We start from the raw sequence: 22,351 nt of genomic DNA, 5'->3' as shown, positions 1-22,351 counted from the left end.
TGATAAAGCCAACCAGTTTTCGGTCGTCGCTGTAGGGTGCGCGAATTCAATACCGTTCGAAAGCGTGTACCATGCAGAAATTCCGTCCTGTGATTGCCAGCGGACCGCTGTGCCTTTTAACGGCACTTTATGTGCTCATTTTTACAAACACATCGTTCTGGCACGCGGCCGGAAATTTTTATGCCGATTCACCGCTCAGGCTTGCAGGCATAGTCGTCGTTGTTTTGCTGCTTTATGTGGCACTTTTTGTTTTGTTTTCCGCGAAATATGTCATCAAGCCAATGCTGATATTTTTCATATTGGTCGCGGCTGGCGGTTCTTACTTCACAGATACCTTTGGCACAATTATCGATAAATATGTCATTGAAGCGGCGCTGACGACAACGCAGGCTGAATCCGGCGCACTGCTTACGCCAAGCTTTATGTGGCACATGTTTCTTTACGGTGTTGTGCCTTCCTTATTCATCGTATGGGTTCGCGTCAAACATCGGCCCATTCTGGGTAAATTGCTGGTCAATACAGGCGTTATCCTAAGTTGCGTCATAGCATCGCTTGTCATCATTGGTACGAATTACGCGGCTTATTCATCGATGTTTCGTGAGCATGGTGCTGATATCATGCAAAAGCTTATGCCAAGCACACCGATTGCCAGCACGATCCAATATGTATCGCATGTTTATAAAAACCGCTCTATTGTGATGGAGCCGCTTGGGTTGGATGCGCGGCAGGCGCTGACGCAATTGCCGGGAGGCAAAAAGCTTGTCACCGTTGTCGTCGTGGGCGAAACAGCACGTGCGCAGAATTTCAGCCTCAATGGCTATGCGCGGGAAACCAATCCTGAATTGAAGCAGCGCGACGTTATTGCCTTCACCGATACGACGAGTTGTGGCACGGAAACCTCTGTGTCTGTGCCTTGCATGTTTTCGCCTTTCACCCGCAAGGATTATTCCAATACGAAATTTCGCGGTTCGGAAAACCTGATGGATGTGCTTAAACATGCAGGTGTCGACGTGAGCTGGTATGAGAATAATACCGGCAGCAAGGGCGTTGCCGAGCGGATCAAACTCATTGATTTGCAGGGTGCACAAGACAAGCGTTACTGCGACGGCGGCGAATGCATTGATCAGATTCTGGTCGATAATTTGTCAAAGGCACTGGATGACATATCGCAAAACACGACGATCGTTCTGCATATGACGGGCAGTCACGGTCCGGCTTATTATCGCCGCTATCCGGCGGAATATGCAGGTTTTACGCCGGATTGCCGCTCGAATGATTTCGCAAAATGCTCGCGGGAAGAAATTGTCAACGCCTATGACAATTCGATCCTCTATACGGATCATATTCTCTCGGAGGTCATCGATCTTCTCAAAGCGCATGAGGACAAGCTTGCACCCGCGATGATTTATATGTCTGATCATGGCGAGTCGCTTGGCGAAGACGGTCTTTACCTTCACGCCGCGCCCTATTTCATCGCGCCATCGCAGCAGACGCATGTTCCCTTCATTACATGGTTTGCGCCTGATTATGTCGCGGATATGGGACTCAATCTTGATTGTCTGCGCAAGACAGCGGGCGAGCCATCATCGCATGATAATCTGTTTCATACTGTGCTTGGCATGATGGCGGTAAAGACGTTGGCTTATGATCAGAAGCTTGATCGATTTGCGGCCTGCCGGACACCGCATAATGTCGTGTTGCAAGAGCCGCAGGGATCAAAGAGCTAAAGAGGGCTTTGCGTGTCTGAAAGTCTTTTGAAGTTTAAAAGAAAACCCCGCTCATTGAGTGGGGTTTTCTGTTTTGCGTATGATTAAACGTAGCGGTTGACCACGTTTTCCAGATATTCCTGACGGCCAGATTTTGGCTGCGGATTGATATCCTTTGCTTCGACTTCTGACGTGATTTGCTCCAGCGATAGGCCCGTTGCAAGCTTTTTGCCAAAATCGCTCGACCATCCTGCATAACGCTCATCGAGAGGCTTGGACAGCGCGCCGTCTTCCAGCATACGAGCGGCAGCCTTGAGGCCGCGTGCGCAGCAATCCATGCCGCCGATGTGGCCGATCAGAAGATCCTGTGGATCAAGCGACTGACGGCGCAGTTTGGCGTCGAAATTGGTGCCACCATTCTTGAAGCCGCCGTCGAGCAGAACCTGATAATAGGCCAGCGCCATTTCCGGCACATTGTTCGGGAACTGATCCGTATCCCAGCCCGACTGATAGTCGTTGCGGTTCATATCGATAGACCCGAGAATACCGAGGCTGCGGGCCAGTGCCAGTTCATGCTCGAACGAATGGCCTGCAAGGATGGCATGGCCCTGTTCGATATTGACCTTCACTTCATTTTCAAGGCCATAGCGCTTGAGGAAGCCGTAAACCGTTGCCACATCATAATCATATTGATGCTTGGTTGGCTCCTGCGGCTTTGGCTCAATCAGGATCGTGCCCTTGAAGCCGATCTTGTGCTTGTACTCAACCACCAGATTGAGGAAACGGCCCATATTGTCGAGCTCGCGACCGAGATCTGTATTGAGCAGGGTTTCATAACCCTCGCGACCGCCCCAAAGCACATAATTATCACCGCCAAGGCGCTTGGTTGCATCCATACACGTTTTGACGGTAGCAGCGGCGAAGGCGAACACTTCAGGGTCGGGATTTGTTGCCGCACCTGACATATAGCGGCGGTGCGAGAAGAGATTGGCGGTGCCCCACAGAAGCTTGATGCCGGTTTCAGCCTGCTTCTTTTCAAAGATATCGACGATTGCTTCGAGGTTGCGGGTATTTTCGGCAAAGTTATTGCCTTCCGGGCGCACATCGGCATCGTGGAAGCAATAGAAAGGCGCGCCGAGAAGCGAAAAGAATTCGAATGCCACATCCGCTTTTAGCTTTGCAGCTTCAAGACCATCCTTATACCACGGGCGATCGAATGTACGCCCACCGAACGGATCGCCGCCTTCCCATGCGAATGTGTGCCAATAGGCGACCGCAAAACGCAGGTGATCTTCAAGGCGCTTGCCAAGGACGATTTCGTCCGGGTTGTAGTGGCGGAACGCCAGCGGATTATCGCTGTCTGGTCCTTCGTAACGTATTTTCTGGATGTCGCCGAAAAATCCGGTGCTCATCATGCTCCTCCAATGTTGATGTGAGTGTGCTGTGCTCTTGCTTGTTAAGCGAGTGGACGCAATGCGGGGTAAAGTGCGTGATAGCGCTGATAGGCTTCGTCATAGGACGAAAGCAGCGCCTGTTCGGGCTCGATGGTGCGGGCTGTGCGCGGTGGCGTGCAGATCGCGAAAGGATCAGCACCACTGGCAGCGATCAGCCCGAGGCGCGCCGCACCAAATGCCGCGCCAAAGTCGCCTTCTTCCGGCAGCGAAATGGGGACATTCAAGGCTGTTGCGATTGATTTAAGCCAATAGGTGGACCGTGAACCGCCGCCCACGGCGATGAGTGATTTGATCTGCGTGCCCGCCGATTGCAAGGCGACAAGATTGTCACGGATGGCAAAGGCCACGCCTTCAAGAACTGCCTGCGTCATAGCCTTGCGATCAGTCTCATGCTCAAGGCCGCTGAAAACGCCACGGATTTTTGCATCATTATAAGGCGTGCGCTCGCCGGAAAGATAAGGCAGGAATGTCACGCTGCCAGGAGCTTTGAGTGCGTCGCCAAGCTCAGTGTCGAGCGCATGCGGTGTTGCGCCTGCTATGCGGGAAAACCACTCAAGCGCGCTGGCTGCTGACAGGATAACGCCCATCTGGTGCCAAGTGTGGGGAAGCGCATGACAGAAGGCGTGGACGGCACTTTCAGGCTTGGGCTGATAAGCGCCATTGGCTGCAAACAACACGCCTGATGTGCCGAGCGAAACAAAAGCATTGCCGGGTTGAACAGTCCCCATGCCACATGCGGATGCCGCGTTGTCACCTGCGCCGCCTGCAACGACAGGCGCCTTTGAAATTCCCCAGCGCGCAGTCAGCTCCGCGCGCAAAATGCCAGTCGCGTCGCTGCCTTCGGCAAGCTTGGGCATCTGGCTTTCAGTCAGTCCCGTCTTCGAGAGAAGTTCAGCCGACCATTTTCGCGCGCCGGTATCCAGCCAGCTTGTGCCTGCGGAATCGGACATGTCGGACACATATTCGCCGGTCAGCCAGAGGCGCAGATAATCTTTTGGCAAAAGAACCATGCGGGTACGGGCAAAAATATCCGGCTCATTGCGCGCAACCCAGACGAGTTTCGGCGCTGTAAAACCCGGAAAAACGATGTTGCCGGTGATCGCACGGAAGGCTGGATCAGCATCTAATTCTGCCGCTTCCTTATAGCTTCGGGTGTCATTCCAAAGAATGCAGGGGCGAAGAACCTGATCGTTTTCATCAAGCAGCGTTGCGCCATGCATCTGACCGGAAAGGCCAATGCCTGCAATGGCTGCAAATTCCTTTGGATGGGCTGTGCGCAGGCCATCAATTGCCGTTTCGCAAGCCTTGATCCATTGGGCTGGATCCTGCTCGCTCCAGCCCGGATGCGGACGCGAAACATCAAGTTCACCATGCGCGGAGCCGATAAGCTTCTGCTCGCCATCGATCAGAAGCGCCTTTACGCCGGATGTTCCAAGATCAAGCCCGAGATACATATTTGCTCCAGTTGAATTGCCGTTTGGTCTGCGCCTCAGTCGAGCTGCGGCAGGTTGTCTTTGAGAAAAATTTCGATGCGGATATGTTCCTGCCCCTGCACAATGGCGAGGCGGTCCGCAGTGGCTTTAAGAATGCGAATGGCGCTGCGAATTTCATGACCGGCGTCCTGCGCAAGTACGGCATGAACGAGGCCGTCTTTGAGTGCCTGCGATGTAACGCTGTCGCGCTCGTGGGCGATGACCAGAGGCCGATTGTCATTGCGTGACGCTGCAAGCGCACGGACAAGTCCGCTGTTCCCGGCTCCCAAACTGTAAATTCCGGCCAGATCTTTGCGTTTTGCGAGAAGATCAAGCGCAAGTTTTTCAACGCGCGCGCTTTCGTCAAAACCTTCGAGAACCGGCAGGATCGCGCGCCCGGAAAAATCGGTCGCCATCGCGCTTTTGAATCCCTCAAAACGCGCCAGATGATCGTGCACTTTCAGCGAGCCAGCGATAACCGCAATGGCACCATCGGTGCCGCTCGCAAAGAGACCCAGCAAACGCGCCGCCGTGCGTCCGGCTGCAACATTATCGATGCCGACATAATGCGCGCGCGAAGAACCGCCAAGATCAGACACCAACGTGACGGCATGGATGCCTGATTCGGCCAGTCTCTTACACGCGTTACGCACCGGATCAGTATCGACGGCTACAAAAGCCACCCCATCGGGTTTGCGTTCAGCACTTTCATCCAGCGCTTTCACAAGAGCTACTTCATCAAATGCCGGAATAAGCACCAGATTGATCAGAACCCGCTCGGAATATCCACGCTCGGTGGCCGCTTCAAGCTCGCTGCGCAGGCTTTGCATGAAGGTGTTTTCGTTATCCGGTAAAATGAAATCGAACTGATAAAGCCTGCCGCGTGCGAGATTGGCAGCGCTGACATCACGCACATAGCCAAGCGTGTTCATCGCGTCCGTTACACGCTCGCGGGTTTTCGCTCTTACGCCGGGGCGGTCGTTCAGCACACGGTCAACCGTGGCGAGACTGACGCCCGCAGTTCTGGCTATATCATGCACGGTAGGTTTCATTTTCACTCCTCGGAGCGCAACATATGAGCAAAAATGAGGTACGTAAATCAAAAAATGCTTGCTATTCATTTTTGTTTCCGTATCAATTGCACCTGAGGATGGGGTCGTGCGCTTGCGCGCGGTCCTGCTTTGGTGATCTTGGTGCATTGCACCGTGGGAGGATCAGCCAGATAAAGAATGAAGGGCCTCTTCGGAGGTCGCTTGTCGTGCCAGACTCCGGGGGCAGGTTCGTTCGGGGCGAGGTCTTTTATCAACCGGCATCAAGCCGGCGGTGATTGGAGGAAACGTGCATGAAACGTCGTAATTTTTTGACAGGCGCGCTTGTCGCAGCAGCGCTCGGTATCGGTGCCATGGGTACCACGAGCGCCTTTGCATCGCCTGAAAATCCGGTTATCGGTTTTTCTATTGACGATCTGCGCGTAGAGCGCTGGGCGCGTGACCGTGATTATTTCATCGCGGCAGCGGAAAAGCTGGGTGCCAAGGTCAATGTTCAGTCGGCTGATGGCAATGAAGAAAAGCAGGTTAAGCAGGTTGAAAACCTGATTTCGCAGGGCGTTGATGCCATCGTGATCGTACCAATGAACTCAAAGGTTTTCGATGCGGTCGTGGCGGATGCAAAGGCTTCGGGCATCAAGGTTCTTTCTTATGATCGCCTGATCCTCAACGCCGATATCGACGCTTATATTTCCTTCGACAATGAACGCGTTGGTTACATGCAGGCGGAATCTGTGCTGAAGGAAAAGCCGGAAGGCAATTATTATCTGCTCGGCGGTTCTCCAACGGATAACAATGCGAAGCTGCTGCGTGCAGGCCAGGAAAAGGCGCTGAAGGAAGCAGTCGATTCCGGCAAAGTCAAGATTGTCGGCTCGCAGTGGGTTAAAGAATGGAGCCCGACAGAAGCGCTCTCCATCATGGAAAATGCGCTGACTGCGAACCAGAACAAGATCGACGCTGTTGTTGCTTCCAATGACGGTACTGCTGGCGGTGCAATTCAGGCACTCGCAGCACAGGGCCTTGCAGGCAAGACAGCTGTGTCGGGTCAGGACAGCGATCTGGCCGCTGTAAAGCGTCTGGTTGACGGTACACAGACCGTGACTGTTTATAAGCCGCTCAAGCTGATTGCTGAAGAAGCAGCAAAGCTCACGGTTCAGCTCGTTCGCGATGAAAAGCCTGAATTCAATGGCAAAATCGATAATGGTTCCAAGGAAGTCGACACACTTCTGCTGACGCCAACGGCTGTCACTAAAGATAATGTCGATATTTATGTAACCGATGGCTTTTACACGAAGGAACAGATCGAAGGAAAGTAAGCCTTTTCTTCTGCCTGTTTGATTGCAGACTATCGGACTGGGTGCGGCATTAAAGATATGCGGCACCCAGTTTAAGATCATTCCTGGTCTCCTGTCTTTGACAGCGTTGTCGGTACTGGCTTGCGCAAAGCAAGGTTTTTGAAATTTACTGCAAGGTCATTGTTGATGTCCGAATACCTTCTGGAAATGCGAAATATCGGTAAAGAGTTCAACGGCGTGAAGGCGCTCGATGGCATTTACCTGAAAGTGCGCGCGGGAGAATGTGTCGGGCTGTGCGGCGAGAACGGTGCAGGCAAGTCCACACTGATGAAAGTGCTTTCAGGGGTCTATCCCTATGGCACGTGGACCGGCCAGATTTTCTGGGAAGGCAAGGAACTCAAAGCCACTGGCATTCGTGATACGGAAGCTGCTGGCATCGTCATTATCCATCAGGAACTGATGATGGTTCCCCATCTTTCGGTGGCTGAAAACATTTTTCTGGGGTCTGAGCCCACCACTGGCGGCTTCATTGATTATGACCAGATGAATGCGCGTGCGGCAGAGCTGCTTGCACGGCTCAAGATTAACGACATCAATGTTGCTTTGCCCGTTTATCATTATTCCGGTGGCAAACAGCAATTGATTGAGATTGCGAAAGCGATCAACAAAAACGCAAAACTTCTGATCCTGGACGAACCGACATCGGCGCTGACTGCTTCTGAAACGCGCGTGCTGCTTGATCTGATCAAAGACTTCAAACAACAGGGCATGGCTTGTGTTTACATTTCTCACAAGCTTGATGAAGTGGCGGAAATTTCGGACACCGTTACAGTTATTCGCGATGGCGCACATATTGCGACACGCCCCATGGCCGAGCTTACAACGCCAGACATTATCACCATGATGGTGGGACGCGAGATGAAAAACCTCTTTCCGCGTGAGCCCCATGACATTGGTGAGGTGGTGTTTGAAGCACAGAATATCAGTTGCTGGGACGTGACCAATCCCGAGCGCAAGGTGGTTGATAATGTTTCCTTCGCTCTGAGACGTGGCGAGATTTTGGGTATTGCGGGCCTCGTTGGGGCAGGGCGCACCGAGCTGGTCTCAAGCCTGTTTGGCGTCTGGCCGGGTGCACATGAAGGAAAGGTTTTCCTCGAAGGGCGGGAAATCAAAATCAAAACTCCGCGGGATGCGGTGCGCCAGGGCATTTGCATGGTGCCGGAAGACCGCAAACGCGACGGAATTCTTCCGATCATGCCTGTCGGTCATAATATGACGATTTCCGTGCTCGAGCGGTTTTCGCTGCGCGCTTTGATAGACAAGGAGGCGGAGCTTGCAACAATTCAGCACGAAATTCTGCGCCTTAAAGTGAAGACGGCTGATCCGATGCTGGAAATTGCTTCGCTGTCGGGTGGCAATCAGCAGAAAGCAGTGCTTTCAAAAATGATGTTGCCTGATCCTAAGGTTCTCATTCTTGATGAGCCAACGCGCGGCGTTGATGTTGGTGCAAAATACGAAATTTATAAACTTATATTCGAGCTCGCCAAACAGGGCGTATCCATTTTGATGGTTTCATCCGAAATGCCGGAGGTGCTTGGCATCAGTGATCGTGTTCTCGTGATTGGCGAGGGCAAGTTGCGCGGCGATTTCCCGAATGAAAATCTCACCCAGGAGAAGGTTCTTGCCGCTGCAATTGGCAAGCCTGCAACCAATGCGGCCTAGTTTTTATAAGTCTAATTCCGCAGTCAATCTAACCGGTGCATGACATGACGTTGACAGGCAAAAGCCTCAGAAAATTTCTCGCAGAATACAAGATCGTGGCGCTTCTTATCGTTGTTGCGCTGATTTGGGCATTCTTTGCTATCATGACTTACGACCCGGAAATGGGGCGGTCGCAGTTTCTGACGGCGCGTAATTTCTCCAATCTTCTACGGCAGATGGCGATTACCGGGATGCTGGCCTCCGCCATGGTGTTTGTCATTGTAGCGGGTGAAATCGACCTCTCTGTCGGGGCTATGCTAGGCTTGCTGGGCGGTATCGCAGCCGTGCTCGATGTGGTTTATGGCTGGCCATTATGGGCAACAATCAGCACCGTGCTGGTTCTGGGCGTGATTTTGGGCGGCTTTAATGGATGGCTGACGGCTTATCTCGGCATTCCGTCCTTTATTGTTACGCTCGGCGGACAATTGGTTTTCCGCGGCATCGTGCTCGGCATTATGGGCGGTGTAACGATTGCGCCGATCTCATCAGACTTCAAATATCTGGGGCAGGGTTATCTGCCGGAATGGTTTGGGAATGTCTGCGCGATGGCTTTGTTCGCCGTGCTTATATTGATCACGCTGCGGACGCGCGCCAGCAAACGAAAGCACAATCTGCAAACGCTGTCACCGGCAATGGAGATTGCACGTCTGATCGGTACAGGTATCCTGATCCTTGGTTTCATTCTGGTGCTCAACAGCTATCAGGGCGTTCCATTTCCGGTTCTGGTGTTGCTGGTCATTCTGGGTGTTTTCACAATCATTTCGCGACAGACGGTTTTTGGCCGGCATATTTATGCGGTTGGCTCAAATCTCGAAGCAACGCGCTTCTCCGGCGTTAATGTGAATTTTGTCAAAATGGCTGTGTTTGCGCTGATGGGGCTGATGGCGGCTGTCGCAGGGCTGACCACAACAGCGCGTCTTGCAGCCGGTACGCCATCGGCGGGTTTCGGTGGCGAACTTGATGCGATTGCATCGTGCTTTATCGGCGGTACATCCATGCGTGGTGGCGTGGGATCAGTCATTGGTGCGCTGGTCGGTGCGCTCATCATGTCGAGCCTCGACAATGGCATGTCGATGCTCGGCGTTGATACATTCTGGCAGCAGATCATCAAAGGCAGCATTCTGGTGCTGGCCGTCTATCTTGACATTGTATCGTCAGGCACGCGTCGCGCCTGACGGAGCGGGGGTAAGCGGCGCATGGAAGCTGGAATTGATAAGTTCTGCTTCCAATCAAAGACCTGAGAGCGCCGATCTGATCGGATCGGCGCTCTCAGCGTTAAACACAGAGTTTTTCTTCCCTGCTTTCGCCGGTCAGGCTTCTGGAGAGTATCCGAATGTCACGGCAGGGTTTTCCGCCGTTTCAACCCAGATGCTCTTTGCTTGCGTGTAAGCCATCAACGCATCCTTGCCACTGGAGCGGCCATAACCGCTGCGCCCAAAGCCGCCGAACGGGGACATAACAGAAATGGTCTTATAGCCGTTGATCCAGAACGTACCGGCACGCACATTTGCAGCAACGCGATGCGCGCGTGCAACATTTTCGGTCCATACCGCGCCCGCAAGACCATACGGATTATCATTGGCAAGCGCGACGGCTTCGGCTTCGTCATCAAATGGCATAACAGCCACGACAGGGCCGAAGACTTCTTCCTTTGCGATATTCATTGCAGGATCAACCTGATCGAGAATTGTCGGCGCATAATAATATCCGCCGGTTTCTTCAAGTGCTTCCGGCTTCTTGCCGCCCGCTGCCAATACGGCCCCATCTGCAACACCGTCGCGAACCATCTGGTCGATCTTTGACCATTGCTTTGCATTGTTGATCGGACCGATATGTGAATTATCATCATAAGGATCGCCGACAACGATGCGGTTTGCTGCCTTGGCATAGCGCTCAACAAATTCCTGATGGATCGAACGATGCACGAGCAAGCGCGAACCAGAGACGCAGCTTTGTCCTGCACCACTGAAGATAGCCGATTGTGCACCGATAATCGCACGCTCGATATTTGCATCTGGAAACACGATGTTCCCGGATTTGCCGCCAAGCTCAAGAATACAGGGAACCACGTTCTTTGCAGCAGAAGCAGCAATGGCCGAACCGGCCTGAGCCGAACCGACAAAGACCACAAGTCCGGTTCGCGGATGCGAAATCGCAGCTTGCCCCGCTGTTGGCCCATTGCCCGCGATTACATTGACCAAACCGCGCGGTGCACCGCCCTGTTCACACATCAGGCCAAGGATAAGCGTGGACAGCGGTGTGAGTTCTGATGGTTTAATGACGACGGCATTTCCTGCGCAGATAGCAGGCGCGATCTGCCAGCCACCGGTAAACAATGGCGCATTCCATGGGGTGATTTGCGTCACAACGCCGATTGGTTCGTGTCGTGTATAGTTAAGGTGGCTGCTCGGCACAGGAATAACATCGCCGTAAAGCTTATCGCACCAGCCTGCATAATATTCGAACATTTCGGCAACGCGAACAGCCTCACCGCGAATATCGCGAATGGGGCGTCCGGCAGAGCGGCTTTCGATTTCCGCAATGCGCTGCGCATGCTCGCGGATATGCCGGGCAATCTCGTTCATCACGCGACCGCGACCGGAAGCCGTCAGAGCCATCCATTCCTTTTGCGCGCGCGCAGCACTCTCCATTGCGGCATCAATAACCGATTGATCTGCATCTTTGTAAGATGCAAAGACTTTGCCCGTCGCCGGATCAGTCAGGTTCTGCTCAGCGCCATTTCCAGTGATAATCTCACCATTCACAAAGCTACCGATCTCGCCTGCGGGAAAGAAGCTTTTAAAAAGTTCCGCTATGCGTTCGGACTGTGCGTTTTTATCTACACTTTGCGTCATTGTTTCGCTCACTCTTTGGATGAATCGGGTTGAAAAGCACCCATGCGGGTGAAATCATCGCTGTCTTGGAGATGTTCTGCATTGGCCCAGAGTTTTGCGACCACTGACGTGAGAGGCGTATCCGCGCCGGTGCGCTCGGCCATTTCCTGAGCGAGGCGAACGTCTTTGCGCATCAACCCCATCGAAAAGCCGCTGTCGAAACGATCATTCATAACCCATGTCGGAAAATGGACTTCGCTGATCATGGACTTACCGGACGCCGCGTTCAAAACGCGCAATGCAGCCTCTGGGCTAATTCCGGCAGCAAGAGCCAGTTTCAGGCCTTCGCTGGTCGTGACCATGTGAGCGGCAGCAAGCAGATTATTGACAAGTTTCGCAACATTGCCAGCACCACTTGGTCCAACATGCAGCGCTTTGGCCGCCATCGATTCAATAACCGGCTGCGCAAGCGCCAGATCGGCATCACTGCCACCGATCATCATCGTCAGTTTTCCGGAAGCCGCACCAGCCGGTCCGCCACTGACAGGCGCATCAAGGAAGCCATGGCCGAGGGCATCAAGTTTTTGCGCTAAAGCGCGGCTGACATCCGGCTCAGACGTCGATGTGTCGATAATAACGACCCGTTTGCGATCTTGAGACAATTGATGGAGTTGTGCATTAACAACCGCTTCAACATCACGGGCAGTTGGCAGAGAGAAAACCAGAAAATCTGCTTTTTCAAACAAAATATCGAGTGTGTCTGCGGGCGTTACATCTGCCTTTTGCGCCAATGCTTTGCGCTCATTTGACAAATCGAAGCCGAGGGTAGGAAAGCCTTTTGCCGCCAGTGTTTGCGCCATACCCAGCCCCATGCTGCCGAGGCCAACAACACCGACAATTGGTTTTTCCTGTTGCGACATTCCACATCTCCATTGTTTTGCGAACAGACCCGCGTCCACCGCATTTTGAATGAAGAAAAGCTCGCATCAAAGCGTGCAAACGCATAGTCGGCCCGGCAACAACGTTGTGTCCCACGTGGTGCAACAGTCCCTTAAAGAACTTATACAAAGGTGCTAAGACGCTGGTGTATCACGCCTTGAAAATGCTCAATCGTCACACGGTTTTAACCAGGGCTCTATGAGCCATGCTTTCCGATCCTCGGTATTACCTGAACGCAGCCATATTATTGGCAAGAAAGCCACTCAGTCTTTCGACAGAAAGCGGCAAGCGGCGGCGTGCCCTCACCAGCAGATGCGCACTTGCTTCCGCAAGTAGCGGATCGGACAGCTCTCTTACGGCGACTGCGTTGCGCGCCAATTCTGTGGAGACAGCGAAACGAGGCAGAAACGATATGCCAAGGCCAGCAATTACAAAACGCCGCAAGACATCGATCGATGTCGTCTCGACGAGTGGCGAAATAACGAAACCCCGGTCTGCAGCAACACGCGTAACAAGCTGTGTAATGCCATGCCCCGGCGCCAGCAGCGCGTTGGCTATGCCCGCACAGTCCGCCAGTTCCAGCTTGGCTTTCGTCAATAAAGCATGGTGCGGGGGCGTCACCACGCACAGCGATTGTTTTGAAATCGCCAGCGAGCGAACGCGTGCGTCCATTAGAGGGTTGTAAGCAATGCCGATATCGGCATCTCCATTGGCAATGCCGTCCAACACTGTTTGTGTCCCGCCCAGTTGTAGGTCGTATTGCACATCGGGGTAGATTTTGACGAAGGAACCGAGGCCATATTGAAGAACATCGGCAAGAAAGCCCTCACCGCATAAGATACGGACACGCCTTTGCTGCACGCCCTTGAGAAAGCCGAGTTGCTCAGTCAGCAAACTGTGCTCTTCAAGAACGCGCCTGCCGTGTTCCAGAACAAGTTCACCTGCCTCTGTCAAAGTCATGCCACGCGCCGTGCGTTCAAACAGAGGCAAACCGATATTGCGCTCTGTTTCAGCAATCTGGCGGCTGACAACCGATGGCGCAACGCGCACATGCTCGGCTGCGGCACGGATAGACCCGAACCGCACAACAGCCATGAACATGCGTAACTCTTTAGCGTCCAGTGTTTCCATGATCGTTTGTTGCTGAGAAGGCACCGCTAATCAATATGCATTGCGTATATTGCAACGCAAAACTCAAGCTGGTGCCAGCTCGCTTGCAACAAGTTTGATCCAGAAATTGGCACCAATGGGCAAAAGGGCGTCGTTGAAGTCATAATAAGGTGAGTGCAGCCCCGGATTGGAGCCATCGCGTCGGCTGCCCAGCCAGAAATAGCAACCGGGCTTTTCCTGCAACATAAACGCAAAATCTTCCGCGGCCATGCTTGGCGCCACATCCAAAACATTCAGACCGAGGTCGGGTGCAGCGGCCAGCGCACGAATCTTGCGTGCATTTTCTGCCGTATTGATCGTTGAAGGATAGCGCTCCTCATAATCCACACGTGCTGTGCAGCCAAAAGCTTCTGCAACCGAAGCAGACAAATTCTGCATACGACGTGCGATGATCTGGCCGACTTCAGGCAGAAACCAGCGTGTTGTTCCGCGTATGATCATCGTCTCAGGGATGACATTCCAGGCATCGCCGCCATGCATCTGTGTAACGGATACAACTGCCGATTCCAGTGGCGACACATTGCGGCTGGCGATAGTCTGTAGAGCGGTGACCAATTGCGCCGCCGCCACCACCGGATCGGCTCCTTCATGCGGCATTGCCCCGTGAGCGCCTTTGCCCTTCAGTTCAATCTCGAAAGTACCGAAAGCCGCCATCATTGCATCGTCGCGGGCTACACATGTGCCCACATCGAGTGCTGGCCAGTTATGCATGCCATAAACTGCATCGACCGGAAAATCTCTGAACAGACCTTCCTGCACCATTTCCCGACCGCCACCTTCATTTTCTTCCGCCGGCTGGAATATGAAGTGAACCGTTCCGTCAAAGTCGAGCTTACTAACCGCTTTCGCCGCCGCAAGAGCCATGGTGACGTGTCCGTCATGGCCGCAGGCATGCATTTTGCCGGAAGTCTCTGACACATAGGCAACGCCACTCTTTTCGACGATTGGCAAAGCATCCATATCGGCCCGAATGCCAATCGCACGTGGTGATGAGCCGCGTTTAAGGCTGCCGATGACACCCGTTTTCGCATAACCGGTTCGAACATCATAACCCCACAGCCGAAGTTTCTCGGCGATGAATGTTGATGTCCGGTTTTCCTCAAATGCGAGTTCCGGATGTCGATGCAGATCGTGCCGCCATGCTGTGGCTTCCGCAATATCGGCTTCACTCAGAACAGCAGCCATATTTGAACGCTCCCAATAGATTGCTGACGGGTCCTGTGACCGGACCCGCCGGAGAACAATTTAGCCCATGATACGCAACATCAGATCGGCCACAACAACCGAACCAAGATAGGTGCCGATCATCACGCATATAGCGACGATGACGATTTTCCAACCGGAGCGACGGGCAATTTCAAATTCATTCCGCGTCAGTGCCAGACCACCATAGGCCAACGCCGGTGTTGCGAGCGCCAGAAAGTTAAGCTCACCCACCTTGGCCAAAACGAATTCTGATCCGGGAACGCCGGGGATCGTAATGATAATAGCGATAAGCGAAACCCAAGCCACACTTGGCAGATAAAACGGCATGTAGCGCGCCATAATCAGGCCACCAAGAGATGCCGCATAAAGCACTGCCATACCCGGCAAAGCCTGCACAGGCGTGACACCTGTGCCAACCCAGTTGGCAATCAGACCCAGAAAGCAAGCAATGATGAGAAGCAGCGCATTCTCAAGAATATCGATTTTGCGTTCGTCTGTGCTCTCGACAGACAAGGTCAATGTATCGACTTTGTTTTTTACTGATTGTGAAGTCATCGATCTCTCCCCTTATGCAGCGTTACGGTATTCTTCGGGACGGCACTTTTTATAAAGCCATTCAGTCAGCGGCAGAGCCACAAACAGACCGACATAAAGTCCCGTTGCATAAGTGAGAATGTTACTGGCCGCAGCGAGCGCAAGAATGAGATCCTGTTGTTCGGGGATAACACTCACCAAACCGCCCGTACAGGCAGCAAGCATACTGCCAGAGCCCACGCCACACGACATGGCCAAAGCACGGACATCGAACACGCCCAGACTGTGCACCAATGGCGGCATAATTGCGAATACGAATGTACCGATAAGAGTTCCTGTCGCGTAAACCCCCATGACACCTGCCCCTTCAGGGCTGTCGAGGCCATATTTATCCGCGATCAGTGCCAGATTGGGTTCACGATCAATCGAGTAGGTCGCCCCAATCGTCTCACGTCCCATGCGCAGCACGAAGACGGCAATCGGAAAGGCGATGGCGATTGTTCCCAGATTGCCTATTTCCTGCAAAATCAGTGCCGGTCCGGTTGCAATAATATTATCAATCTGTGGACCGACTGTTGTGCCAAATTTTGCAATGAATGGCATAATGGCGATGGTAATCATCGTGCCTGATAGCTTGATAGAATCAGATTTGAGGACTTTTCCAGTCGCTTTCAGGATATGTGGATTGAGAATCACACCGAGCGCAAACGCGTAAAGCATTGGCAGAAAGATAACCGCGCCAATGCCGATGGATATTTTACGAATGCCAATCAGCTCTGAAATACAGATGATAAGCAGGACGAATACGTGCAGCCAGATATGGCGCATCGCAAATACGTTATTCCCCTTCACGCGGGCCTCCTTGTTTTTGTCTTACCGCTGCCTAACAGTATGATCAGTTTAAAAGCAAGCACCAGACTGACATGCGCGAACGGAGCGTTGCTTTGCCAGCAACAGAACAAGCGATCAGAACGGTTCCGTGTTACGTCTTATCCGGTTCGAAAATGACATCCGCGGAAGCCCAAACTTTTACCTTATTAAAAAATGGCGATCGAATTGATTTGAACTGGTCATCAGCCGGGTTGCGGTTTAATCAGATTTATCTTGAAAAACTGGATGCATAAATGACTACCCAATCCGATCCAAATCTGTTGAACGATCTTTCATCATTGGTGCAGAAGCTTGCCGATGAGATTGATCCCCATCTGATTGAAATTCGTCGCGACATTCATGCGCATCCTGAAACAGGGTTCGACGTTGAGCGCACTGCAGGCGTTGTTGCACGCGAATTGGAAAGTCTGGGAATTGAGCATCAAACCGGTGTTGGTCGCACCGGTGTGGTTGGTTGGATAAAAGGCGGGCGTCCGGGCCCCACATTGCTGATCCGCGCCGATATGGATGCACTGCCGATTGAGGAGCAGACAGATCTTCCTTTCGCAAGCCAGTATCCCGGAAAAATGCATGCCTGCGGACATGATCTGCACACAGCAACACTCATCGGTATTGGCAAGGTTTTAAAAGACATTGCGCCACGTCTGAGCGGAAATGTGAAACTCATGTTTCAGCCAGCCGAGGAAACGCAGGAAAGTGGTGCGCGCGCCATGATTGCCGATGGTATTCTCGATGGTGTCGATTATGCTCTGGGTTTCCATAACCACCCGGATGAGCCAACAGGCACTTTCACCTTCGTTGAAGGTGTCGCTAACGGATCGTCCGACGAGTTCGATATTACGGTTCATGCCGCATCCGGCCATGCAGCACGACCGCATCAGGCAGTGGATCCCATTGTTGCAACCGCACAGCTCATCACGCAGCTTCAGACGATTGTCTCGCGTGAAGTCGATCCGATGCTGGCCGCTGTTTTAACGATCGGCTCAATCCATGGTGGTCACACGCATAATATCATCCCGGATTCTGTCGCCATCATGGGGACCGTGCGCTGTCAGGACTGTGGCGCACGCGATATTATCGAAGCAGCCGTTCGCCGCATTTGTGGGGGGCTTGAAGCGTCATTGCGTGTGCGCTGTGCCATCAACTATGTACGCGGAGTGCCATCGATGGTGTCGGATTCCTATTTGATCGAGACCACCGGAGCGGTCATTCGCGAGCATTATGGTGATGTGTTTTTCAAGCGCGGGGGGAGCCTTGGCGCAGAAGATTTCGCATTGGTTGGTGAAAGAGTGCCTTCGTTCCAGCTTGGCATTGGTGCAGCACAGCAAGGTCGCGACGACAAGCTGCATAATTCCGATTATCAGCCTGACGAACGCTGCATTGCCAATGGCGTTGTTGCGCTGTCGCTTGCTGCTGCGCGCATTTTGTCCTGAAATGAAGTGGGCGGCGTAGAGTGCTTTTCAATCTGATTTTATCAGATTGGCGCTCCCAGGCCGCCCTTTTATTTTATGCGCAGAGATATCGGTTCGATAATGCATGGATATGATTGGTGCCAATGCCACAGCATCCGCCAATAATGCCTGCACCGTTCTTGACCCAGCGCGTTGCCCATGCCCCATAGGCATCGGGATCAAGGTCTGCGCGAATTTCGGTCACTTTTGCGTTGGCTTCTTCATCGCCCTGCTGGGACGGAAATGCGTTGGCATAAACACCCACTGGAATATCCTTGCCCAACGCATCAAAGACCTGTTTTGCCGCGATGATTGCTGCATCCATCACTTCAGGCATCGCACAGTTGAAAAGAAGGGCTTCTGCACCCAGTTCGGCTGCAAGCCTTGCTCCATCGGCAACTGATTCACCGGAACGAAGCTGCGCTTCTGCCATGGCATCGGGCGCGACATCATCCCGCAATGTATAGGAAATCCAGAATGGCTTTCCTGTCGCGCGGATCGCTTCATGGGCGGCTTTCACTTCGATGAGGCTGCTTTGGGTTTCTGCAAGCCAGAGGTCAACGGATGGGGACAGCCCATCCACCAGCACATTGAGCAGTTCACCCGCACGCGCAGGATCGAAAAGCTCTGGCTGATAAGATCCAAAAACCGGCGGCAATGAACCGGCTACTTTCACATCGCGGCTGGCTGCATTGGCCGCGTCGCGTGCGATTGTGCCGGAGAGGCCAGCGAGTGCGTGGCCTTGTGATGCGAAACGGTCTTCACCAATGTGAAAAGGCACGACTGCATAACTGTTGGTGGTGATGACATCTGCACCAGCGGCGATATAGTCATCATGCACCTGACGAACAAACTGCGGTGCTTCCATGAGAGCGAGCGCCGACCATTCCGGCTGGCGGAAAGGCGCACCAACGCGCTCCAATTCGCGGCCCATGCCCCCGTCGAGAATGATTGTCTTCTTGCTCATCATTTTATGTCCTTGTTGTTATTCATCGCGGCAACATCTGTTCGCTGGGCAATGATACTATCCAGCCAGCCGGGCTTCATTTGCGGAACGGAGGCCAGAAGCTTTGCGGTGTAATCGTCATAGGGTGGGCTTAGGACGTCTGCCTTCAAGCCATAGCGCACCACGGATCCCTGATGCATGACGGCAATTTTGTCGGCAATGGCACGAACGATTGCGAGGTCATGTGTGACAAAAAGATAAGACGTGCCCGTCTCGCTTTGTATCCGACGCAGCAAGTCGAGAATGCCTTCCGCCACCAGTGGATCAAGTGCAGAGGTTGGTTCGTCGCACAAAAGCAACTTGGGGCGCGCGGCAAGGGCACGCGCGATACAAACCCGCTGCTTCTGACCGCCCGACAATTCTGCCGGATAGCGATCCAGAATAGTTCGTGGCAGCTCATTCAACTCAAGCAACTCATGAACGGCGTTTCGACGTTCCTCACGTCCCATGCGGAAGTAAAACTGCAACGGCCTGCCGATAATATCGGCGATGGTACGACGCGGGTTGAGTGCGAGATCGGGCAACTGGCTGATCATCTGGATATTCCGCAGCGTTTCTTTCGACCGCTGATCCACGCTTGGCGGTAGCTGCGCCCCGTCGAAACGGATGTCTCCGCCGGAGGGCTGAAGAAGGCCGCTGACCACGCGTGCCAGCGTCGATTTGCCGGAGCCGGATTCACCCACGATAGCCAAGGTCTGACCTTCCGCGAGATCTATCGTAACCGCCTTGAGCACCGGTGTTGCCGGGTCGTAGGCGGCAGAAATATTGGTAATAGAGAGAAGGGGGGCGGATGTTTGGGGCTTCCCTTCTATTTCCTTCTGGCGAACAGCAACTAGCTGACGCGTGTAGTCTTCGCGCGGCGCATCGAAAATTGCGCGAACAGAGCCTGTTTCAACCATGCGTCCATGACGCAATACCATAATGTCGTCGGCAATCTGGGCGACAACGGCCAGATCATGGGAGATATAAAGCGCTGCAGTGTGGGTTGTTTCAATCGCTCTCTTAATGGCAATCAGAACTTCAATCTGTGTTGTGACATCAAGTGCGGTCGTTGGTTCATCAAAGATTACAAGATCAGGCCTGGCACAGAGCGCCATTGCCGTCATCGCACGTTGAAGCTGTCCGCCTGATACCTGATGCGGATAGCGCTCGCCAAAATGCTTCGGGTCGGGCAGACCAAGCAAGGTGAAAAGTTCGATTGCGCGGGCTTTGGCTTCCGTGCGCTTCATCAAACCATGCCAGACCGCGGCCTCGGTAACCTGATCAATCAGCTTGTGTGCTGGATTGAAAGCGGCAGCAGCGGATTGTGTGACATAGGCAATGCGGCAGCCACGCAGTTTCTGCGTATCTTTACGGGACAGGGAAAGAATATTCTGCCCATCCAGCGTGATGGTTCCGCCCGTAATCTCAAGACCACCGCGCGCAAAGCCAAGAGCTGCAAGACCGATGGTCGATTTGCCGGCACCCGATTCCCCGATAAGCCCAAGCACCCGGCCTTTTTCCAGCGTCAGATCAACGCCATCAACGACAAGTGTTTCACCCGCGCTGATTTTCAGGCCATCAATTTTCAGCAGTGGGCTTGTGTCCTGATCAGCCATTGTTTTGCACGCCTTTCTTCAGGCTGGACGTGCGCTGCAAAATCCAGTCGACAACAAAATTGACGCTGATCGCAAGCAGAGCAATGGTTGCACCGGGAATAAGGGCCGCAAATACGCCGAACATCAGCCCATCCTTGTTTTCCTTGACCAGACTGCCCCAGTCGGCAATCGGCGGCTGCACGCCAAGCCCCAGAAAAGACAAAGTGGAAAGAAACAGGATCGAAAAAACGAAGCGCAGCCCAAACTCTGCCAACAAGGGTGACAATGCATTGGGCAGAACTTCATTGAAGATAATCCAGCGTTTGCTCTCCCCGCGCAGGCGTGCAATTTCGACGAAATCCAAAACCACAATATCAAGAGCGATAGCGCGGCTGACGCGGAAAACGCGGGTCGCTTCCAGCACCGCCATCACGGCTATCAGAATGAAGACGCTTTTGGGTAGAACGGCCAATACAACCAGCGCAAAAATAAGCGTGGGTATGGCCATGAGCAGGTCGTTGCCGCGCGACAGCAATTGGTCCGGCCATCCACGCGCCAAGGCCGCAAGAAAGCCGAGCGGCACACCGATCAGAAAGGCAAGCATTGTCGCTGCTGCTGCAATCGATAATGTCAATCGGGTGCCCCAGATGAGACGGGACAGAAGATCGCGGCCAATATTGTCCGTTCCAAGCAGCGCCTCACGCGATGGTCCTTGCCAGACGGTACCGACCACTTCCGAGATAGGATGGGGTGCGAGCCAGTTGGCGAAGATGGCGACGCATAGGAAGAAGGCGATGCCACCAAAGCCGATAGCAGCAAGCAACCGCGAACCTTGTCTGTGTTTTTTCATCGTGGATGCCTCAACCGTGGATTGGTCAGAATGACAATGACATCCGCAATGATATTGAGGCCGATATAGACAGCCGCGAAAATAAGACCACAGGCCTGCACCACCGGTACATCACGCTTGGCGACATGATCGACCATATATTGGCCCATGCCCGGATAAACAAAGATCACTTCGACTACCACCACACCAACAACGAGATAAGCCAGGTTGAGTGCGATCACATTGATGACAGGTGAAAGCGCATTGGGCAGGGCGTGTTTGAGAAGAATGCGCCAGCGTGGCAAGCCTTTGAGCTGGGCGGTTTCGATATAGGGTGATGACATCACGGCAAGCAGCGATGCACGTGTCATACGGACCATATGCCCGGTTACAGCAATCACCAGTGTCATACAGGGTAGAGCAATTGCGGTCAGCCGCTGCCAACCGCTCATTGATGAGTTGACAAGGGCGCTTGATGGCAAAAGCCCGAGCGAAATCGCAAAATAGGCGATTAATATATAGGCTACGAAAAATTCGGGCAGCGATATGGTGCCAAGCGTTGCCACAGCGATGCCGCGATCAATTGCAGTCCCCGCATAGAGAACTGAAACCACCCCCAGCACCAATGCCAGTGGAATAGCGAACAGGGCTGCCATCGCTGCCAGATAAAGCGTATTGGACAGACGCGGTCCTATGCTTTTCGCAATATTCTGCCTGTTGGAATAGCTGCGTCCAAGATCCCCTTGAACCGCATCGCCAAGCCATTCAGCATAGCGTTGGACAGCGGGTCTTTCCAGCCCCAGTTCCTTGCGGATATTTTCAACGGCCTGTGGGGTTGCCTGCTGCCCCAGCATTGCTGTTGCAACGTCGCCCGGCAAAATCTGCGTTCCGGCAAAGATAACGACGGAAATTGCCCACAAAAGCGCAATGCCAAGAAGGATGCGTCGGACAACCAAACCAAAAAGCGTGTTTTTACGCATAAATCCAATCGAATATCGCTGGCGTTTATCCGCTGCTGTCGTGATTATCGTTTGTGATTGGTGTGTTGGCACGTCTGTCATTGGCGGTCCAGGTCATAGGCGATCAGTGAAGGCGAGTGGTTGAAAGTCCGCCATGCAATCTTGCTGCATTATAAGGCGCCGATGGTGTTAGCCCTTCGACGCCTCTCTGCCAAGACTCT

18 protein-coding genes are annotated in these 22,351 nt (G+C 53.3%); 5 read left to right on the top strand and 13 right to left on the bottom strand.

Annotated elements, in window-relative coordinates; genetic code table 11:
* The first annotated feature begins 71 nt into the window (after nt 1-71).
* Nucleotides 72-1,727 carry a phosphoethanolamine transferase gene (locus ABE530_RS14650; RefSeq protein ID WP_499694986.1) on the top strand — a complete coding sequence of 552 codons (1,656 nt, stop codon included), beginning with the start codon at nt 72-74 and terminating at the stop codon, nt 1,725-1,727.
* 83 nt (nt 1,728-1,810) lie between these two features.
* Here ABE530_RS14650 and xylA read toward each other — a convergent pair whose 3' ends face one another.
* The 3 genes from xylA to ABE530_RS14635 are packed head-to-tail and all read right to left on the bottom strand — an operon-like array spanning nt 1,811 to nt 5,684.
* Nucleotides 1,811-3,118 carry a xylose isomerase gene (xylA, locus tag ABE530_RS14645; RefSeq protein ID WP_265985091.1) on the bottom strand — a complete coding sequence of 436 codons (1,308 nt, stop codon included), beginning with the start codon at nt 3,116-3,118 and terminating at the stop codon, nt 1,811-1,813.
* Nucleotides 3,119-3,162: 44 nt separating this feature from the next.
* Nucleotides 3,163-4,614, bottom strand: a complete 1,452-nt coding sequence (gene xylB / locus ABE530_RS14640) for a xylulokinase (protein ID WP_499694985.1) — start codon at nt 4,612-4,614, stop codon at nt 3,163-3,165.
* A 35-nt stretch (nt 4,615-4,649) separates the two neighbouring features.
* Entirely contained in the window at nt 4,650-5,684 is a 1,035-nt protein-coding gene (locus ABE530_RS14635; protein WP_499694984.1) for a LacI family DNA-binding transcriptional regulator, read from the bottom strand.
* A gap of 290 nt (nt 5,685-5,974) precedes the next feature.
* On the opposite strand from ABE530_RS14635, the gene xylF reads away from it, so the two are divergent.
* From xylF to ABE530_RS14620, 3 genes are all read left to right on the top strand, one after another.
* On the top strand, nt 5,975-6,994 hold the full coding sequence (xylF, locus tag ABE530_RS14630; RefSeq protein WP_499694983.1) for a D-xylose ABC transporter substrate-binding protein: 1,020 nt from the start codon (nt 5,975-5,977) through the stop codon (nt 6,992-6,994).
* A gap of 165 nt (nt 6,995-7,159) precedes the next feature.
* Nucleotides 7,160-8,695, top strand: a complete 1,536-nt coding sequence (locus tag ABE530_RS14625; RefSeq protein WP_499694982.1) for a xylose ABC transporter ATP-binding protein — start codon at nt 7,160-7,162, stop codon at nt 8,693-8,695.
* 44 nt (nt 8,696-8,739) lie between these two features.
* A complete protein-coding gene (locus ABE530_RS14620) occupies nt 8,740-9,909 on the top strand; it encodes a sugar ABC transporter permease (RefSeq protein ID WP_265985097.1) in 1,170 nt (389 codons plus the stop codon).
* Nucleotides 9,910-10,044: 135 nt separating this feature from the next.
* Here the strand turns inward: ABE530_RS14620 and ABE530_RS14615 are convergent, their stop codons facing one another.
* From ABE530_RS14615 to ABE530_RS14590, 6 genes are all read right to left on the bottom strand, one after another.
* Nucleotides 10,045-11,589 (bottom strand): aldehyde dehydrogenase family protein, encoded by a 1,545-nt coding sequence (locus ABE530_RS14615; protein ID WP_499694981.1) that lies wholly within the window; start codon nt 11,587-11,589, stop codon nt 10,045-10,047.
* An 8-nt stretch (nt 11,590-11,597) separates the two neighbouring features.
* Complete coding sequence (locus ABE530_RS14610) at nt 11,598-12,539, bottom strand: NAD(P)-dependent oxidoreductase (RefSeq protein ID WP_499695017.1); 942 nt, start codon at nt 12,537-12,539, stop codon at nt 11,598-11,600.
* A 193-nt stretch (nt 12,540-12,732) separates the two neighbouring features.
* A complete protein-coding gene (locus tag ABE530_RS14605; protein WP_499694980.1) occupies nt 12,733-13,638 on the bottom strand; it encodes a LysR family transcriptional regulator in 906 nt (301 codons plus the stop codon).
* 63 nt (nt 13,639-13,701) lie between these two features.
* Nucleotides 13,702-14,862 carry a M20 aminoacylase family protein gene (locus tag ABE530_RS14600; protein ID WP_499694979.1) on the bottom strand — a complete coding sequence of 387 codons (1,161 nt, stop codon included), beginning with the start codon at nt 14,860-14,862 and terminating at the stop codon, nt 13,702-13,704.
* 60 nt (nt 14,863-14,922) lie between these two features.
* Nucleotides 14,923-15,438, bottom strand: coding sequence for a hypothetical protein (locus ABE530_RS14595; RefSeq protein ID WP_265985101.1), 516 nt, complete (start codon nt 15,436-15,438; stop codon nt 14,923-14,925).
* 12 nt (nt 15,439-15,450) lie between these two features.
* Nucleotides 15,451-16,245, bottom strand: a complete 795-nt coding sequence (locus ABE530_RS14590; RefSeq protein ID WP_323054552.1) for a DUF3100 domain-containing protein — start codon at nt 16,243-16,245, stop codon at nt 15,451-15,453.
* A 296-nt stretch (nt 16,246-16,541) separates the two neighbouring features.
* Between ABE530_RS14590 and ABE530_RS14585 the strand changes: the two genes are divergently transcribed.
* A complete protein-coding gene (locus tag ABE530_RS14585) occupies nt 16,542-17,741 on the top strand; it encodes a M20 metallopeptidase family protein (RefSeq protein ID WP_499694978.1) in 1,200 nt (399 codons plus the stop codon).
* Nucleotides 17,742-17,814: 73 nt separating this feature from the next.
* On the opposite strand, the gene ABE530_RS14580 is transcribed toward ABE530_RS14585, so the two are convergent.
* Genes ABE530_RS14580 through ABE530_RS14565 form a run of 4 tightly spaced genes read right to left on the bottom strand, consistent with a single transcriptional unit; the run spans nt 17,815 to nt 22,151 of the window.
* Nucleotides 17,815-18,726 (bottom strand): homocysteine S-methyltransferase family protein, encoded by a 912-nt coding sequence (locus tag ABE530_RS14580; RefSeq protein ID WP_499695016.1) that lies wholly within the window; start codon nt 18,724-18,726, stop codon nt 17,815-17,817.
* Nucleotides 18,726-20,363, bottom strand: coding sequence for an ABC transporter ATP-binding protein (locus tag ABE530_RS14575; protein WP_499694977.1), 1,638 nt, complete (start codon nt 20,361-20,363; stop codon nt 18,726-18,728). Before ABE530_RS14575 ends, ABE530_RS14580 begins: the two co-directional genes overlap by 1 nt.
* The gene (locus tag ABE530_RS14570; protein WP_265985150.1) at nt 20,356-21,192 is read right to left on the bottom strand and encodes an ABC transporter permease; all 837 of its coding nucleotides are present in this window, start codon (nt 21,190-21,192) and stop codon (nt 20,356-20,358) included. The genes ABE530_RS14575 and ABE530_RS14570 overlap by 8 nt, the downstream gene beginning before the upstream one ends.
* A complete protein-coding gene (locus tag ABE530_RS14565; protein ID WP_265985151.1) occupies nt 21,189-22,151 on the bottom strand; it encodes an ABC transporter permease in 963 nt (320 codons plus the stop codon). Before ABE530_RS14565 ends, ABE530_RS14570 begins: the two co-directional genes overlap by 4 nt.
* Between the last annotated feature and the right edge of the window lie 200 nt (nt 22,152-22,351).

It is taken from the genome of Brucella sp. TWI559 (genome assembly GCF_039674265.1).
GTDB lineage: Bacteria > Pseudomonadota > Alphaproteobacteria > Rhizobiales > Rhizobiaceae > Brucella > Brucella chromiisoli.
Note: the sequence above shows the minus strand (reverse complement) of the source record. Positions and strands in the feature narration are given on the sequence as shown.